Source organism: Mycobacterium sp. 1245801.1 (genome assembly GCF_001673055.1).
GTDB classification, from domain to species: domain Bacteria; phylum Actinomycetota; class Actinomycetes; order Mycobacteriales; family Mycobacteriaceae; genus Mycobacterium; species Mycobacterium europaeum_A.
In genome coordinates this window covers 1-16,751 of record NZ_LZKY01000105.1, presented here as the reverse complement: position 1 = coordinate 16,751, position 16,751 = coordinate 1, and the positions used below count along the sequence as shown (strand labels likewise).

Annotated in this window: 13 protein-coding genes; 6 read left to right on the top strand and 7 right to left on the bottom strand. The window is 70.1% G+C overall.

Features of this window, described 5'->3' with window-relative positions:
- Both A5622_RS06490 and A5622_RS06485 read left to right on the top strand, forming a co-directional pair.
- Positions 1-629 (top strand): LysR family transcriptional regulator substrate-binding protein (locus A5622_RS06490; RefSeq protein WP_066877398.1); only part of this gene is annotated, 629 nt, incomplete at its 5' end.
- A 104-nt stretch (positions 630-733) separates the two neighbouring features.
- The gene (locus A5622_RS06485; protein ID WP_066877396.1) at positions 734-1,888 is read left to right on the top strand and encodes an NAD-dependent formate dehydrogenase; all 1,155 of its coding nucleotides are present in this window, start codon (positions 734-736) and stop codon (positions 1,886-1,888) included.
- A gap of 39 nt (positions 1,889-1,927) precedes the next feature.
- Here the strand turns inward: A5622_RS06485 and A5622_RS06480 are convergent, their stop codons facing one another.
- From A5622_RS06480 to A5622_RS06460, 5 genes are all read right to left on the bottom strand, one after another.
- Complete coding sequence (locus A5622_RS06480) at positions 1,928-2,929, bottom strand: ABC transporter substrate-binding protein (protein WP_066877394.1); 1,002 nt, start codon at positions 2,927-2,929, stop codon at positions 1,928-1,930.
- Positions 2,930-3,180: 251 nt separating this feature from the next.
- Positions 3,181-4,626: a lipase maturation factor family protein gene (locus A5622_RS06475; protein ID WP_066877392.1), complete on the bottom strand. Its 1,446-nt coding sequence runs from the start codon at positions 4,624-4,626 to the stop codon at positions 3,181-3,183.
- Positions 4,627-4,713: 87 nt separating this feature from the next.
- Positions 4,714-8,922: a DUF3367 domain-containing protein gene (locus A5622_RS06470; protein WP_066877390.1), complete on the bottom strand. Its 4,209-nt coding sequence runs from the start codon at positions 8,920-8,922 to the stop codon at positions 4,714-4,716.
- Between the two features lie 52 nt (positions 8,923-8,974).
- Complete coding sequence (locus tag A5622_RS06465; RefSeq protein WP_007769006.1) at positions 8,975-9,148, bottom strand: DUF2613 domain-containing protein; 174 nt, start codon at positions 9,146-9,148, stop codon at positions 8,975-8,977.
- An 86-nt stretch (positions 9,149-9,234) separates the two neighbouring features.
- Complete coding sequence (locus tag A5622_RS06460; RefSeq protein ID WP_066865946.1) at positions 9,235-9,438, bottom strand: DUF2613 family protein; 204 nt, start codon at positions 9,436-9,438, stop codon at positions 9,235-9,237.
- 111 nt (positions 9,439-9,549) lie between these two features.
- Here A5622_RS06460 and A5622_RS06455 point away from each other — a divergent pair, with 111 nt between their 5' ends.
- The 3 genes from A5622_RS06455 to A5622_RS06445 all read left to right on the top strand — a co-directional run bounded on the left by A5622_RS06455 (position 9,550) and on the right by A5622_RS06445 (position 12,716).
- On the top strand, positions 9,550-10,704 hold the full coding sequence (locus tag A5622_RS06455; RefSeq protein ID WP_066877388.1) for a glycoside hydrolase family 3 N-terminal domain-containing protein: 1,155 nt from the start codon (positions 9,550-9,552) through the stop codon (positions 10,702-10,704).
- An 88-nt stretch (positions 10,705-10,792) separates the two neighbouring features.
- Positions 10,793-11,437, top strand: a complete 645-nt coding sequence (locus A5622_RS06450) for a TetR/AcrR family transcriptional regulator (protein WP_066877386.1) — start codon at positions 10,793-10,795, stop codon at positions 11,435-11,437.
- Between the two features lie 25 nt (positions 11,438-11,462).
- Complete coding sequence (locus tag A5622_RS06445) at positions 11,463-12,716, top strand: chloride channel protein (protein WP_066877384.1); 1,254 nt, start codon at positions 11,463-11,465, stop codon at positions 12,714-12,716.
- On the opposite strand, the gene A5622_RS06440 is transcribed toward A5622_RS06445, so the two are convergent.
- Positions 12,713-13,555 carry a MaoC/PaaZ C-terminal domain-containing protein gene (locus A5622_RS06440; protein ID WP_066877382.1) on the bottom strand — a complete coding sequence of 281 codons (843 nt, stop codon included), beginning with the start codon at positions 13,553-13,555 and terminating at the stop codon, positions 12,713-12,715. The genes A5622_RS06445 and A5622_RS06440 overlap by 4 nt on opposite strands.
- 26 nt (positions 13,556-13,581) lie before the next feature.
- Complete coding sequence (locus tag A5622_RS06435) at positions 13,582-14,958, bottom strand: 3-oxoacyl-ACP reductase (RefSeq protein WP_066877380.1); 1,377 nt, start codon at positions 14,956-14,958, stop codon at positions 13,582-13,584.
- 152 nt (positions 14,959-15,110) lie between these two features.
- Between A5622_RS06435 and A5622_RS06430 the strand changes: the two genes are divergently transcribed.
- Positions 15,111-16,454, top strand: coding sequence for an acetyl-CoA C-acetyltransferase (locus A5622_RS06430; RefSeq protein WP_066877378.1), 1,344 nt, complete (start codon positions 15,111-15,113; stop codon positions 16,452-16,454).
- Positions 16,455-16,751: the final 297 nt, after the last annotated feature.

Here is a 16,751-nt window from a genome sequence, read left to right as displayed (position 1 = left end):
TCGGGGTGGTGCCGGCCGCGTCGACTACCGTTGCGTTGCTGACGGATCCGTTCTGCGCGGCGCATCCGTTGGTCCGGGTTCAGCTCGAGGTCAACCTGCGCTCGGCCGGCATCGTGGAACGCGTCCGCAGGTTCGAACTGGACGCGGGCATCCTGTATCCGGACCAACAGGACACGGCCGACCTGCTGGTCACCCCGCTGTATCACGAGCAGCCGGTGCTCATCGCCGCCGCCGAACTCCTTGGAGGGGAAGCGAATAACATGACGTGGTCGGACGCCGTGCAGTTGCCGCTGTGCCTGCTGACGCAGGGCATGCGGGGGCGCCGGCTCATCGACGACGCGCTGGCCACCCATGGCCTGCAGGTGACCCCGCGGCTGGAAACCGATTCCGTGGCAGCGCTGTTCGCGCACGTCCGCACCGGCCGGTGGGCGAGCATCGTGCCGCAACCGTGGATTCACACCCTGGGCGTGCCCGCCGGGGTCAGCGTGCTGGCGTTGCGGCGCCCGTCGGTCACCGCGTTGATAGCGCTGGTCACCAACCGGGCCGAGCCGGGCTCGTTGCTGACCCGCGCGCTGCGCCGCACCGCGCGCGAGGCCCGCATCGGCGCGACGCTCAGCGAGCCGTCCTAGCGGCGCTGATCGGCGCCGCCTATCGGCCGGTCGGAATCGCGTCTTGGACAACCGCGCGGTCGCCGTCTGAGACTGGGCCTGACCGCCGGCTGAAGGAGAACTCGATGGCCAAATGTGTGATGGTGCTCTACCCCGACCCCGTCGACGGGTACCCGCCGCGCTACGCGCGCGACAGCGTCCCGGCGATCCAGGGATACCCCGACGGCAGCACCGTGCCGACCCCGTCGACGATCGACTTCACTCCTGGCGAGCTGCTCGGCTGTGTGTCGGGGGCTTTGGGGCTGCGCAGGTTTTTCGAAGATGCCGGGCACGAATTGGTGGTGACGTCGGACAAGGACGGCCCCGATTCGGAATTCGAGCGCGAGCTGGCCGATGCGGAAATCGTGATATCGCAACCGTTTTGGCCGGCCTACCTGACCAAGGAGCGCATCGCCAAGGCGCCCAACCTCAAGTTGGCCCTGACCGCCGGCATCGGCTCGGACCACGTTGATCTGGACGCGGCGCAAGCGCGCGGGATCACCGTGGCCGAGGTGACGTACAGCAACAGCATCAGCGTCGCCGAGCACACGGTGATGCAGATCCTGGCGCTGGTGCGCAATTTCGTGCCGTCGCACCGGTGGGCGATCGACGGCGGCTGGAACATCGCCGATTGCGCCGCACGCGCCTACGACCTGGAGGGGATGGACGTCGGAGTGATTGCCGCCGGGCGGATCGGGCGTGCGGTGTTGCGCCGGCTGGCACCGTTCGACGTCAACCTGCACTACACCGACACCCGCCGGCTGGCGCCGGAAGCCGAGAAACGACTCAACGTGACGTTTCACCCCACGGTCGAATCGCTGGTGCGGGCGGTCGACGTGGTGTCCATCCACTCGCCGCTCTACGACGGCACCCGCAGGATGTTCGACGAGAACCTGATTTCGACGATGCGGCGGGGCTCCTACATCGTCAACACGGCCCGCGCCGAGGAGACCGTCCCGGAGGCTATCGCGGACGCGCTGCGGTCCGGTCAGCTGGCCGGCTACGCCGGGGACGTGTGGTATCCGCAGCCACCGCCACCCGACCACCCCTGGCGGACGATGCCGAATAACGCCATGACACCGCATGTTTCGGGCACCACATTGTCCGCGCAGGCGCGCTACGCGGCCGGCACCAGGGAAATCCTGGAAAGCTGGTTCGCCGGCACGCCGATCCGCCCCGACTACCTGATCGTCGAAGGCGGCAAGCTAGCGGGTACCGGGGCGCTGTCCTACCGGAAGTAGCCGCGGTGCGCGGACCTCGGAGCGACAGCCCTCAGCGGATTAGTGCGTCGCCGCCGTGGCGTTGAAGCGACGATCTACCCAGTCGCCGAACTGCGGCGCGGACTGGATCTGGCCGGCGGCCGCGAACAGATCGGTGAGCCGTTGCTCGGCGCCCACCACGGTGTCGTCCAGCGGGATCGGCTGGCGCAGCGTGCGGCCTTGCGCGACGGCGGCGACGGCGGGGTCGACGCCGGCGGACTTGGCGTACTCGGCGGCCCACTCCTGCGGGTGCTCGCGAGCCCATGCCGCGGCTCGGGCGTATCGCGTCAGCAGATCCCCCAGGGCCGTGTTGGTCTTCGCGTCGGCCAGTGCCTTGTCGGAGGCGATGCCAAACGAGTACTTGTGCTTGCGTGTGACCAGGCCGCGCACCGGGAGCTGCTGTTCGGCCTGGGCGGTATAGGGATCCCACACCGCCCAGGCGTCGACCTGACCGTTACGAAATCCGGACAGGGCGTCGGCGGGCTGTAGGAACACGAGGTGGACATCGGCCGGTTTGAGACCGGCCTTGTCCAGCTGGTCGAGCACATTGGCGTGCGCTGAGCTGCCCTTGGCGAGCGCGATCGTCTTGCCGCGCAGGTCGGGGACCGACCGGATGGTCGAATCGGTGTGGACCAGGATCTGGTCGCCGGGACCGCCGCCGTCGTAGGCGGACACCACCTTGATGCGGGCGTTGGCGACCGCGCCGAAGATCGGTGGCGTGTCACCGGTGATGGCGAAATCGATCTTGCCCGCGGCGGCGGCTTCGACCATCGGAGGCCCGGAGGTGAAGGTCGAGAAGTCGATCCGGTACGCAAGGCCCTGCAGTTGGCCGGCGGCGCGCAGCATGGCTTCGGTGGCCACGCTCTTTTGATCGCCGACCTTCAGCGTGAGGTCGGCCAGCTGGGACAGCGGGACTTGCGTCGGCACCTGACCGGGACCGGCGGCGTGTTGGCGGGAGACGCACGCCGGCAACAGCAGCGCGAGGCCGGCCAGCAGGACCGCGGCATAGCGCCGCGCCGACATCGGACTCCGCCGACTCGGACACCGGGTTGACCGAGCGGTTCGGTGCGGTACCGAAGGTCGGCCGGTGCGGGCCAAAAGCGCAGTGCTGGACAGACTCACAGGTTGCGTATCCTCGTAGCGGTTCGACACGTGCGATTCGCGCCGGCAAGAACTGCGGCGCAGTGCCAGGCGAGGCTATGGCGGATCGGTTGGGCTGACCAGGGTTTGAATTGCGGTGAACGGAACCGCGCCGGGACACCCGTTTCTCGGCCTCAAGGGGCGGTGGTCACCCGCGGCAGACTCATCGGCGGCACGTATCCGCCGATCAGGACGCGATGCCACCAGGCCCGATCACGACGCAGCTCGGCCGGCGTGGTGAAGCGGTACTGGTAGAGCTGCGCCCGCACAAACTTCGGCGGTGCATCCGGGAAGGGGTTGTGCCGCAACAACCGCAGCGTGGGTCGATCGTTTTCCAGCAGCCGCTGCAAGAACGGCCGCAACCACGGCTGCGCGTAGCCCGGCGAGATCGCGGCGAACCACATCAGCCAGTCCAGGCGCAGATGATAGGGGGCCCACTGTCGCGGCAGCCGGCGCAGCGCGCCCGGCTTGCCCTTGAATTCGTATTCCTTCCAGACGGTGCGGGCGGTGACGACCGCGTCGTCGGTACCCTCGATCACCACCTCGCGGCGGATCCGCCCGATGCTGCCGAAGGCGCCGTAGGTGTTGACCAAGTGGAACGAGTTGAAAGACATGTTCATTCGCTGCCGCGAGGACAGCATGTTCGCCAGCGGCCAGTAGCTCATGAACAGCACGGCCGCGGCGATCGCGACGACCAGGCCGATGAACCACAGCGGCGTCGGACCCGGATGCGCCGGGGCCAGGCTCGTGGACAGCACCGCCGCGACCGACGCGTCGTCGATGGCGCTGAACGCCAGCACGATGGTCACCCAGTTGAGCCACGCGAAATTACCCGAGGCGACCAGCCACAGCTGGGTGACGACGATGATCGCGGCGGCCACGCCGGCCACCGGCTGCGGCGCGAACAGTCCGAACGGCACGATCAGCTGCGCGAAATGGTTGCCCGCCACCTCAATCCGGTGCAGCGGCTTGGGGAGATGGTGAAAAAACCAGCTCAACGGGCCCGGCATCGGTTGCGTCTCATGGTGATAGTACAAACACGTCAGGTCACGCCAGCACGGGTCGCCGCGCATCTTGATCAGTCCCGCGCCGAATTCCACACGGAACAACAGCAGCCGAACCATCCACAACGTCAGGACAGGAGGTGCCACGTCGTGGTTGCCCAAAAAGATCATCAGAAAGCCGGTTTCGAGCAACAGTGATTCCCAGCCGAACGAGTACCAGGTCTGCCCCACGTTCACGATCGACAGATAGAACACCCACAGCGTCAGCCACATCGCCATCGCGGCCCACAGCGGCACCGCGTCGGCGGCCCCGGCGACGACGGCCGCCGACAACGCCGCTCCGAACCAGGCGACGGCCGCAAACAACCGATCGGAATAGCGCAAATGAAACAGGCTCGGCGTGCGCCAAAACGATTGGCGCGCCAGAAACTGCGGAATGGGCAGGATGCCCCGCTCACCGATGAGCGCGCGGAACTGGACCGCGGCCGCAACGAACCCGAGCAGATAGATCGCCGCGGCGCCGCGCTCGAGCACCAGTCTGCCCACCCAATATTGGGGTGCGGAAAACCAGTCCATGGCGCTAGCTCCTCGGTCGATGGCGGTTACGCCAACCCGCGTATCCAGTCAATCAGCCGGTAAACGGGTAGCCAATAGCCCGGCCGACTATTCGTCGCGCGGCCCGTCGGCCCGAGCGGCCCGCCGACGCGGTGCGGTCACGACCGAAGCGGCAAGCACCGCAAGCGAAATCAGGGCCAGCGCCTGGACACTCGCGGAGTGGCCGGCGTAGCCGTCGGCCGACCGCCAGGGCTGGCGCGACAGCGCCGCCCCCGCCAGGATCAGCCCGCCGGCGCCGCACACCACGCTGAGGTGCTCCCAGCGCCGCTGGTCCAACGCGTACCGCAGGCCCAGGGCCACCCCCATCACCGCCACGCCGCCCACGCCCGCGATCACCGCCGCGGCGGCCAGCACGGGGACGGCCGCCCACACGCCGGGCCGCCACGGTCGCGCGGGCTCGGCCGTGTCGTCGACGCCCTTTCTCCGGGTGCGCCAGAGCGCCAGCAGCGCCAGCAGCGGCAGCAGGGACAGCCCCACGGCCAGGCCCGCCCGGTAGAGCGAGTTGGAGGCGAACGTCAGCGTGATGGTCCCGGGGTCGCCCGCGGGCACCACCCAGCCCTGCTGCCACCCGTTGACGGCGATCGGCGTCAGGCGTGTCCCGGTGCTGGTGCGCGCCACCCAACCGGGGTTGATGCTTTCCGGGACGACCAGCACGCGGGAGGTGGTCGAGGCCGGTGCCTGCACCTCGCGGCGATCCGGGCCCCATCCCCGCCATGACGAAACCCGAACGGGCCGTGCGGCTTCGGCGGGGACGGGGGCGGACAGCTGGGCCCCGTCCACCACGAACTGAGCGCCTGGGCTGATCAGCAATTCCTGTTGACCCGCGGGCAACTCGATCGGGTCGTGTTCGCACGGCACCGCCGCGATGGGAGCGTCATCCAGGATCGCCCCAACCGTGGTGTGAATCGCGGTGTGCACGAACCGGCCCGCGACCGCGATGACGGGTCCGCGCTCGCAGCCGACGGTGACCTCCCGGGCGCGGTTGCGGCCGGGGTCGGGTGCCGCGATCGGGTTGCCGTCGGCGCCCAGCGCCGCGATTTCGGCCAGCCCGGGCGGCTTGAGCTGGTCGAAACCCAATGCGTTACGGTCGATGACGTCCGCCCAGTTCAGCAGGCTGACGGTCACGGTGTCGGTCACCCGGGGTTTGACCGGAATCGATTGCGTCCCGTCGGCTTTCACCGCGGCCACTTGCGGCCCGTCGCCCAGGTTGACGGCCACCATCGTCGGATGCACGGGCAGCACCGATTGGCCGGGAGTCAGCCGCACGCCGGTGACCTCGGTGGGCCGTGGCAGGGTGAGCGTCAGGGTGGGCGGGGTCTTGTGCTGCACCACCCGCTGGGGCGCCGTCCACGCGGTTGCCGGGTCGCCGTCCGTCGCCGCGTAGGCCGAACCGAGGACGTCCACTGTGTCCGAATCACCATGAGCTACAGTGGTATTCGGCTCGGCGATCAGGTCGGCGAGCTTGGGGCCCTGCCGCGGCCGCACCCACACCGCCGGGGTGACCGTCATCGGCGTCGGCACGGTCAGCGTCCGGCTGAAGTTGACCGGTTCCTCCGGGGCCAGGGCCATCGACGGCGCGCAGCGCACGGCGTCGGGCGCGCGGGCGCAGCCGGGCCTGCCCAGCAGCTCCGATCCCAGGTCCCAGCCCGCGACCGGCGTGCCCGCCGGCGGCACCGGCACCCGCACGGTGTGTCGCAGGTCGACCTGGTGGGCGAACCCGGACGCGTCGTACTGGGTGACCGTCAGGTCGGTGATGCCGAACTGCACCCCGGCCGAACCGTCGTCGGTGCCCGCCGCGGTGATCCGCACCCACGGCGTCTCGCCGTAGGGGAGTGCCGCGGCCAGCGGCTTGCCCGGCTCGTCGAAGCGCAAAGTGGTGCTGCCGGTGGCGGTTTCGATCAGGATGCGACGCACCTGGGCGCCGACCGCGGTGGCGCTGGGCGTCAACGTGATCGCCGCGTTGGTCACCGGGTGGTCGAAATCGATCCGCATCCATTGACCGACGGCGGCCTGCAGCGAGTTGGACACCCACGCGGTCGCCGAATCCCCGTCGATCGCGGCGGCCGGCGAGGTCGCCGGTGCGACGTCGGGCATGGCGGTCGAATCCGACGACGAACTCGATACCGTGATCCGGCCGCCGGTCCAGGCGCCGGCCACCGGATCGGCGCCGGGGACGGGGTAGTCGGGCACCCGATTGAAGGTGTGCCGCGCATCGCCCGGGGCCCGGACGGCCGACGAATGTTGGTCCACCCGGCCGTAATCCGTCTCGCGGGCCACCGGGGTGTCGGTGATGGTCACCCCGGCGCTCGTCGGCAGCCCCGCGGCGCGCGCGTCGGCGCTCAGCAGCGCCGGGCCCAGCGGCGGCCGGCCCAGCAGCCGCCGCCGTTCGTCCAGGCGCAGCAGCGCCTCCGGCCCGCCGTCGATCCGGGTCATCCGGTCGGCGTCGACGAAATACGGTGTGCCCGGGTCGTCATCGCCGCCGACCCGGTAGATCTCGACCGCCGGATACCGTGGCCGCAGCCCGCTGTCCGCGACGAAACCGGCCAGGGTGCCGGGGCCCACCGGCGCGCCGAACTGGGCGACCTTGCGCAGTCCGGGCGACCCGTCGATGGCGCGGTGCACCAGGATGGGGCGTGCCGAGCGCGACGTGTCGGGGTCCAGGTCGTTGCGCACCGCCAGATATGAAATACCTTGCCGGACAAGAGTATCTGCCAGCCCAGCCGAGGGGCGGCCGGCGGCGAACAGGCGCTGCACCGAATCGAGGGCGCGGATTGTCTGCGGTGGGGTCAACGGAATGGAGTCGCGCACCCCCCACGGGCTGGCGCCCAGCACCTGCAGCGGCTCGTCATGGCTGGTGCCCCACACCTGGGTGGCGAACGGCGCCCCGGGAACGACGAGCACCCGCCCGGCCGCCGGTGTGCCGGTGTTGTGTTCGGTGAGCCAGTCGGCGGCCTCGTGCCAGTACTGCGGGATCGCGGTGAACGTCCCCGGCGGGGCCAGCCGACCGGTCCACGCCAGCGACGTGCTGACCAGCAGCGCCGTCACGACCGCGATCGCCGCCGCCACCCGTTTGTCGCGCTCGGGGTGCGCAAAGGCGCGCAGCCACACCGTCATTGGCGCGCTGCCCGGCAGCGGTATCCGGCCCAGCAGCTGCGCGAGGCCCAGCACCACCGGGATTCTGATCACCGATCCGAGCTTGTGCACGTTGCGCAGCGGGGCGCCGCCGGCGTCCAGGAAGGCCTGTACCGCGTGCGCCACCGGCGAGCCCAGCCCGCCGCTGTATCCGGCGGCCATCAGCACCACCCCGACCAGCAGCATGGTCACCAACCGCCCGCGCGCCGGCATCGCCGGGCGGGTCAGCCCCGCGAGTCCGGCCGCAGCGACCAGACAGGTGCCCAGGATGGCCGCCGACCCGGTCACCAGCGGAGCGCCCGCGGTGGCGGTCGGCGCCACGTACGGGGTCCAGCTGTCGGTGCCGCGCAGCATCTCGACCAGCGACGACCACTGCGTCGTCACGCCGGACGATTCGATGAAGTCCAGGAACGGCGGGCTGATGGCGCGCAGCATCATCAGCGCAACCCCCCACCACAGCGTGGCCAGCGCCAGCGCCACCAGCCACCACCCGGTGTATCGCCACCACAACCGGTTGGGCCGGTGGCATGCCCACCAGATCACCGCCGGCAGGCAGCCGGCCGCGGTCGCGATGGCGTTCACCGCGCCCATCAGCGCGATGGCCAGGCCCGCCTGCCCGGCCAGCGCGCGCACCGACCGGTCGCCGGTGGCGCGCAGGGCCAGGATCGTGGGCAGCAAGACCCACGGCGCCAGCATCATCGGCAGGGTTTCCGACGAGATCGAGCCGAGCGTGGTCACCACTCGCGGGGACAGCGCGAACGCGACGGCGGCGATCACCCGCGACGCCGGGCTGCCGATCCGCAGCGCCTCGGCGACGCGCAGCAGCCCCCAGAAGCCGACGGTGAGCAGCAGCGCCCACCACAGCCGCTGGGTGATCCAGCCGGGCACGCCCAGCGCGTGGCCGAGCAGAAAGAAGGTGCCGTGCGGAAACAGGTAGCCGTAGGCCTGGTTCTGCGCCTGCCCGAACGGCAGCTCGCTGTTCCACAGGTTGGTCGCGCGGGCCAGGAAGCGCAGCGGATTCGCGGTCAGGTCCAGCTTGGTGTCGGGGGAGACCCGCCCCGGGGACTGGGCGAACGTCAGGGCCAGCGCGATCGCACCGACCAGCCACAACCACCGCCGCGACACCGGCCCAGCCGTCGAGCATGAGACCGGAGGTCCGGCCCCTGTCCGCGACCGGCTAGCTACGGTTGCCGTACTCGACCCGGTTGAGCACTGACGACTGCGGATCGCCCCCGGGAAGTGGCGGCTTCGTGTCTTGCTGGACCATCAAGGTGATCCCGAAGATCGCGGCCGCGCCGAGCAACAGGCCAACCACAACGCTCGCTGCGGCGGGCGCAACGATCCGGTTCATCGACGGCTCCTGGGGTCGGCTTGCGGTCCTGACTTTCGACCTAGCGCCAACCTAGCAGAACGGCGCCCGCCCAACCGGGGCCCCGGTCACCAGTGCAGACAGTGTCCGTGGAAACAGCGGTCGCCGTATTCGACCTGATAGGGCGCGACCGGAAGCGCGGGGCGCTGCAGGCTGGGCACCGACACCAGGCTCTGGTCGGCCACGGCGAGCGTGATCCCGACGGTCGTCGCCACCCCGGCGGACAACCCCACCGCGATGCTGACCGCGGCGGCCAACGTGAAACCGGTCATCGCTGGCTCCCTCCCTGCCAGTCGAACGGGTCTGCAGCCCCCCGATCAGCAACGTACCGCTGATGCCCCCTGGCGCCGGGCACGAAACGCCCGCCGTGAAAGCATGGCCCGATGGCATTTTCGCGCACCTTCGCCGTGCTCGCAGCCGCGTCGGCGCTGGTGGCCGGTTGCGGCCACCACCCCGCCGCGCACCCGCCCAGCTCGTCGGCGTCGAGCAAACCGGCCGCCGCTCCGGCGCCGCCGGTGTGCGCCGACCCGTCGGCGCTCCCGGCCACACTGGGCATCCGCGACAAGCTGGCCCAACTGCTGATGGTGGGCGTGAAGAACGCCGACGACGCCCGCAACGTCGTCAACGGCTACCACGTGGGCGGCATCTTCATCGGCAGCTGGACGGACCTGTCGATCTTCAAGGGACCGCTGGCCGACATCGCGGCCAAGGCGGGTCCGCTGCCGCTGGCCGTCAGCGTCGACGAAGAGGGCGGCCGGGTCTCGCGGTTGAAGTCGCTGATCGGGACGTCGCCATCGCCGCGCGAGCTGGCGCAGACGCAAACGGTCCAACAGGTGCATGACCTGGCCGCCGACCGCGGCAGGAAGATGCGCGACCTGGGCATCACCGTCGACTTCGCCCCGGTCGTCGACGTCAGCGACGAGCCCGACGACGCCGTCATCGGCAACCGGTCGTTCAGCGCGGATCCGGCCACGGTCACCGACTACGCCGGGGCCTATGCACAGGGGCTGCGCGACGCCGGCCTGCTGCCGGTGCTCAAGCACTTCCCCGGCCACGGGCACGGCTCGGGCGATTCGCACACCGGCGGCGTGGTCACGCCGCCGCTCGACGCCCTGCAGAACAGCGATCTGGTGCCCTACCGCACCCTGGTGGTCTCGCCGCCGGTCGGCGTCATGGTGGGCCACCTGCAGGTTCCCGGCCTCACCGGCGACGCCCCGGCCAGCCTGAGCCCCGAGGCCGTGCAGCTGCTGCGCAACGGGGTCGGCTACAAGGGCCCGCCGTTCACCGGGCCGGTGTTCAGCGACGACCTGTCCAGCATGGCCGCCATCTCCGACCGATACGGCGTGTCGGAGGCCGTGCTGCGCAGCCTGCGGGCCGGCGTCGACGTCGCGCTGTGGGTGACCACCGACGAGGTGCCGGCGGTCCTGGACCGGCTGCAACAGGCGGTGGCCTCGGGCGACCTGCCGGCCAAGCAGGTCGACGATTCGCTGGTGCGGGTGGCGACGATGAAGGGCCCCAGCCGTAACTGCGGCCACTAGCGGGTCGGCCCCGTCCGCACCAACGGATGTGGCGGCCGGGCCGCATTGCTTACCCTTAAGTCAGCTAGACGGGTCGGAAAGGTAAGCGATGGCGGGTGGCACCAAGCGGTTACCGCGCGCCGTCCGCGAACAGCAGATGCTCGACGCCGCCGTCCAGATGTTCTCGGTCAACGGCTATCACGAGACCTCGATGGATGCCATCGCCGCCGAGGCGCAGATCTCCAAGCCGATGCTGTACCTGTATTACGGCTCCAAGGAGGACCTGTTCGGCGCCTGCCTGAACCGGGAGATGGGCCGGTTCATCGACGCGGTGCGCGCCGACATCGACTTCCAGCAGAGCCCCAACGACATGCTGCGCAACACCATCGCGTCGTTCATGCGCTACATCGACGCCAACCGGGCGTCCTGGATCGTGATGTACACCCAGGCCACCAGCTCACAGGCGTTCGCCCACATGGTCCGCGAGGGACGCGAGCAGATCATCGAACTCGTGGCCGGGCTGATGCGGGCGGGCAGCCGCAACCCGCGCACCGAGCGCGAGAACGAAATGATGGCCGTGGCCCTGGTGGGCGCCGGCGAGGCGGTCGCCAACCGGCTGTCCACCGGCGACGTCGACGTCGAGGAGGCGGCCCAGCTGATGATCGACCTGTTCTGGTACGGCCTCAAGGGGTCGCCGGCGGAACGGGCGGCGGCGCACCCCGAGGCGGGCGGCTCGGACGCCGCCGGCGAATAGCCCCAGGGTCGTTGCGGTGGCCCGGATGAGCGTCCCGAGCTGGGACCGCGGCAACCTCGAATTCTTCTGCGCCGTAATCATCGTCGGCTTGCTCGCCGGAGTCGCCGGCTTGGCGACGACGTTCGTGCTGCGCGTGGTCCAGCACGCCACCTACAACTACAGTTTCGGCGCGCTGCTGGAAGGGGTGACCGCCAGCAGCCCGATCCGGCGCATGCTGGGCCCGATGATCGGCGCAGGGCTGGCGGGCCTGGGGTGGTGGTTGCTGCGGCGCCGGGCCGAGGTGCCCCCGCTGGCGCAGACCATCGCCGCCCGCGCACCCGTGCCGCGGCTGTCCTGGAGCGTCGACGCGATGCTGCAGGTGCTGCTCGTCGGATCGGGAGCATCGCTCGGGCGAGAGGGCGCCCCACGTCAATTCGCCGCTGCGCTCAGCGATTTGGGGACCGGATGGCTCAGGCGGCTGGGCCCGCGCGATCGCGAGATCCTGCTGGCCTGTGCGGCGGGCGCGGGCCTGGGTGCGGTGTATGCGGTTCCGCTGGCCGGCGCACTGTTCTCGATCCGGATCCTGCTGAACACCTGGCGGCCGCGGGTGGTGGGCGCGGCGTTTCTCTCCTCCGGCTTAGCGGTCGCCGTCGGCTCGGCCATCACCCGCGATCAACCCAATCTGCGATGGCCGATCGGGGAGTCCACGTATCTGCTGACCGCGCACGGATTGCTGCTGGCGCCGGTGGCTCTCGCGGTCGGGCTGGCGTTCAACCGGTTGATGGCCGCGGCGCGGCCCGCCCGCCAGCCGAGGACTGCGCTGCTCATCCCCGCGCTCGCGGGAGCGGGCCTGGTGATGGGCGTGTGTTCGCACTGGTGGCCCGAGTTGCCCGGCAACGGCCGCAGCATCCTGACCGTGAGCCTGGCCAGCGGCATGACCCTGCTCTCGGCGCTGGCCATCCTGGCGCTGAAACCCCTACTGACCGCGCTGTTTCTGCGCGCGGGCGGGGCCGGCGGCCTGCTGACGCCCTCACTGGCCACCGGTGCCGCCGCCGGCGCCGCGCTGGTCTTGGCGATCAACTGGGCGATGGGAACTCATCTGCACGTCCCGGCGGTATCGCTGGCCGGCGCCGCCGGCGTGCTCGCGGTGACCCAGGGCTCGCCGATCTGGGCGGCGATCTTCGTCTGGGAGCTCGCCCGGCCCCCGCTGTGGCTGTTTCTGCTCTTCCTGCTGACCGCGAGCAGCGCACACGCGCTGAAAGTGCTTGCCCAGGGCCGCAGTACGACGCACGCGGGTTAGAGCGCCCGGACCGTGCCAGTCAGGTGCGGGTAACCCTTGGCGATGTTGCGCAGTGAAATGTCCCAGCCGCCGTCGTGCTCGTCGATGTAGAGCCCGGCGGTCGCGGGCAGCACCAGCGGCTTGCCGAACCGCACCGAATACCGCACGGCATCGGGGATTTGTGCTTCGACGTTGGCCAATACCGCTGCGGCGCTGTACATTCCGTGCGCGATCACGGTCGGGAAGCCGAACAGCTTGGCCGCGACCGAGTTGGTGTGGATCGGGTTGTGATCGCCCCCGACGTCGGCGTAGCGCCGGATCAGCCCGGGGCTGATCCGCAACACGGTGGACGGTGGCGGCAGCTTGGGCTGCTTCTGCGGTGGCGGCTTGGGTTCATCGGACAGGCTCGTCCGCTGCTGGTGCAGGAAGGTCGTCACCTGATGCCAGGCGGTGTCGTTGCCGACGCTGACATCGGTCACCAGATCGACCAGCAGCCCCTTGCGGTGCTCGCGCAGGTTCTCGGCGTGCACGCGCACCCCGACGGTGTCGGTGACCGCGATCGGGCGGTACTGCGTGATGTGGTTCTCGGTGTGCACCGCTCCCATTGCGGCAAATGGGAAGTCGAAGCCGGTGACCAGCGACATCAGCGCGGGAAAGGTCAGCGCGAACGGGTAGGTCAGCGGCACGTGATTGCCGTAGCGCAGGCCCGTGACCCCCGCGTACTCGGCCACGTTCGCGCGGTCGATGGGCAATTCCTCGATGGTCACGGTGCGGGTGGGCACCTCGCCGCTGCGGGACACCACCGGCAGCGCCCCGGCCGCCGCGCGCAGCATGTTCTTCAGGCCGCTTGGCTGGTTCATGGCATTCTCCTCGACAGCCCGGTTCGCTATGCGCCCAGCATGGCCTGGCCGCAGACGCGAATGACGTTACCCGTCACCGCATTTGAGGCCGGGCTGGCGAAGTAGGCGATGGTTTCGGCGACGTCCACCGGCTGCCCGCCCTGCAGCAGCGAGTTCATCCGGCGGCCGACCTCGCGGGTGGCCAGCGGGATGGCGGCGGTCATCTGGGTTTCGATGAAACCCGGTGCGACGGCGTTGATCGTGATGCCCTTGCCGTACAGCTCCGGGGCCAGCGACTGGGTGAGGCCGATCATCCCGGCCTTGGTCGTCGCGTAGTTGGTCTGGCCGCGGTTGCCGGCGATGCCGGCCATCGACGACAGACCGATCACCCGGCCGCCCTCGCCGATGGTGCCGTTGCCCACCAGACCCTCGGTAAGCCGCAGCGGGGCAAGCAGATTGACGGCCAGGACGGCGTCCCAGCGGGCGTCGTCCATGTTGGCCAACAGCTTGTCGCGGGTGATGCCGGCGTTGTTGACCAAAACGTCGGCGCGCCCGCCGTGGTGCTCGCGCAGGTGCTCGGTGATCTTGTCGACGGCGTCTTCGGCGGTGACGTCGAGCCACAACGCGGTGCCCCCGACCCGGCTGGCCGTCTCGGCCAGCGCCTCGGCGGCCGATTCGACGTCGATGGCCACCACGCGGGCGCCGTCGCGGGCGAACACCTCGGCGATCGTCGCGCCGATGCCCCGGGCCGCGCCGGTCACGATCGCGACCTTGCCGTCCAGCGGGCGGTCCCAATCGGCCGGAGGCGTGGAGTCCGCCTCCCCGACGTAGAAGACCTGGCCGTCGACGTAGGCGGACTTGGCCGACAAGATGAACCGCATCGTCGATTCCAGGCCCGTCGCGGCGGGCTTGGCGTCCGGCGACAGGTACACCAGCGCGACCGTGGCGCCGTTGCGCAGCTCCTTGCCCAGCGAACGGGTGAAGCCCTCCAGCGCGCGCTGCGCGATCCGCTCGTGCGGGCTGGCTTCTGTATTTTGCAAGGCGTCGGGCGTGGTCCCGACCACCACCACGCGCGCGGAATGACCCAGGTTGCGCAGCAGGGGGGTGAAGAACTCGTAGAGCCCCCGGAGCCCCTCCGGCGTGGTGATGCCGGTGGCGTCGTACACCAGGCCGCCGAACTTGTCCGCCCAGCGGCCGCCCAGGTTGTTGCCCACCAGGTCGTAGTCGGCGTCCAGCGCCGCGCGCAGCGGTTCGACGACCCGGCCCTCCCCGCCGATCAGCAGGGCCCCGGCCAGGGGCGGTTCACCGGCCCGGTAACGGCGCAGCGTCTCGGGTTGGGGGACGCCGAGCTGCTTGGCGAGAAACGATCCAGGACCGGAATTGACGATCTGGGAGAACAGATCGGACGAAGCCTTGGGAGCCACCGGAGCTACCTTCCATGTTCTTGCGAAATCGGGGTATGCCTACAGCACAACCGTATCGGGGACGAACTTACTGCAGAGTAAGAACAGTGGGTATTATGGCCCCGGACGGGCGATTCCCAAACCGATAGACCGCGCAAACACGGAGAAGAATAGTGGCCGCTGCAAGTTCTGAGTCAAGTAAACAGTCTGCTCAGCGCAGTTCTGAGCGTCGGCGGGTGGCCGTGCTGGGCGGCAACCGCATCCCGTTCGCCCGGTCCGACGGCGCCTACGCGGAGGCGTCCAACCAGGACATGTTCACCGCCGCCCTGGGCGGGCTGGTGGATCGCTTCGGGTTGGCCGGCGAGCGGCTCGGGGTCGTCGTCGGCGGCGCCGTGCTCAAGCACAGCCGGGACTTCAACCTGACCCGCGAATGCGTGCTGGGCTCGCAGCTGTCGTCCCACACGCCCGCGTTCGACCTGCAGCAGGCCTGCGGTACCGGGCTGCAGGCGGCCGTGGCCGCCGCCGAGGGCATCGCGTCCGGCCGTTACGACGTGGCCGCCGCCGGCGGCGTCGACACCACCTCCGACGCGCCCATCGGGCTGGGCGACAACCTGCGCCGCACCCTGCTCAAGCTGCGCCGGGCCAAGTCCAACGTGCAACGGCTGAAGCTGGTGGGCACGCTGCCCGCCACCCTGGGCGTCGAGATCCCGGTGAACAGTGAACCGCGCACCGGGCTGTCCATGGGCGAGCACCAGGCGCTGACGGCCAAGAAGATGGGCATTTCCCGCGTGGCCCAGGACGAGTTGGCCGCCGCCAGCCATCGCAACATGGCCGCCGCCTACGACCGGGGCTTCTTCGACGACCTGGTCACGCCCTTCCTGGGGCTCTACCGCGACGACAACCTGCGCCCGGACTCGTCGGCGGAGAAGCTGGCCAAGCTGCGCCCGGTGTTCGGCGTCAAGGCGGGTGACGCGACGATGACCGCCGGCAACTCGACGCCGCTGACCGACGGTGCGTCGGTGGCGCTGCTGGCCACCGACGAGTGGGCGGCCGCGCATTCGCTGATCCCGCTGGCCTACCTGGTGGATTCGGAGACCGCCGCCGTCGACTACGTCAATGGGCGTGACGGCCTGCTGATGGCCCCGACCTACGCCGTGCCGCGGCTGCTGGCGCGCAACGGCCTGAGCCTGCAGGACTTCGACTTCTACGAGATCCACGAGGCGTTCGCGTCGGTGGTGCTGTGCCACCTGCAGGCCTGGGAATCCGAGGAGTACTGCAAGGAGCGGCTGGGCCTGGACGGCGCGCTGGGCTCGATCGACCGATCCAAGCTGAACGTCAACGGGTCCTCGCTGGCCGCCGGCCACCCGTTCGCCGCCACCGGCGGGCGGATCCTGGCCCAGGCGGCCAAGCAGCTCGCGCAGCGCAAGGCCGAGCAGAAGGGCGGCGGCACCGTGCGCGCCCTGGTCTCGATCTGTGCGGCAGGTGGCCAGGGCGTAGCCGCCATCCTGGAGGCCTGACGGACCCGTCGGGGCCCCCGCCCCGCCGGATCGGCGCTCGTCATGAGTTGAGTCACATCTGGTTAGTCGGAAGGGGGCGCGGGTATCCGACCCACCGGATGGCCCCGTGTTGTGGTCTGACCCCCCGACCCCGACGGCAATACGGGGCATCCCCTGAATACGACCGCCCGTCCGCATCGCGGATTGGCGTACGAAAAGGGCCGCCGCTGGAGTGAGGGGATCCAGCGGCGGCCTTTTTGCTGTCCGGCAGGCCTTTCATCGCTGCGGCGAACGCAAATCCCCCGCTCCGACCAGGCG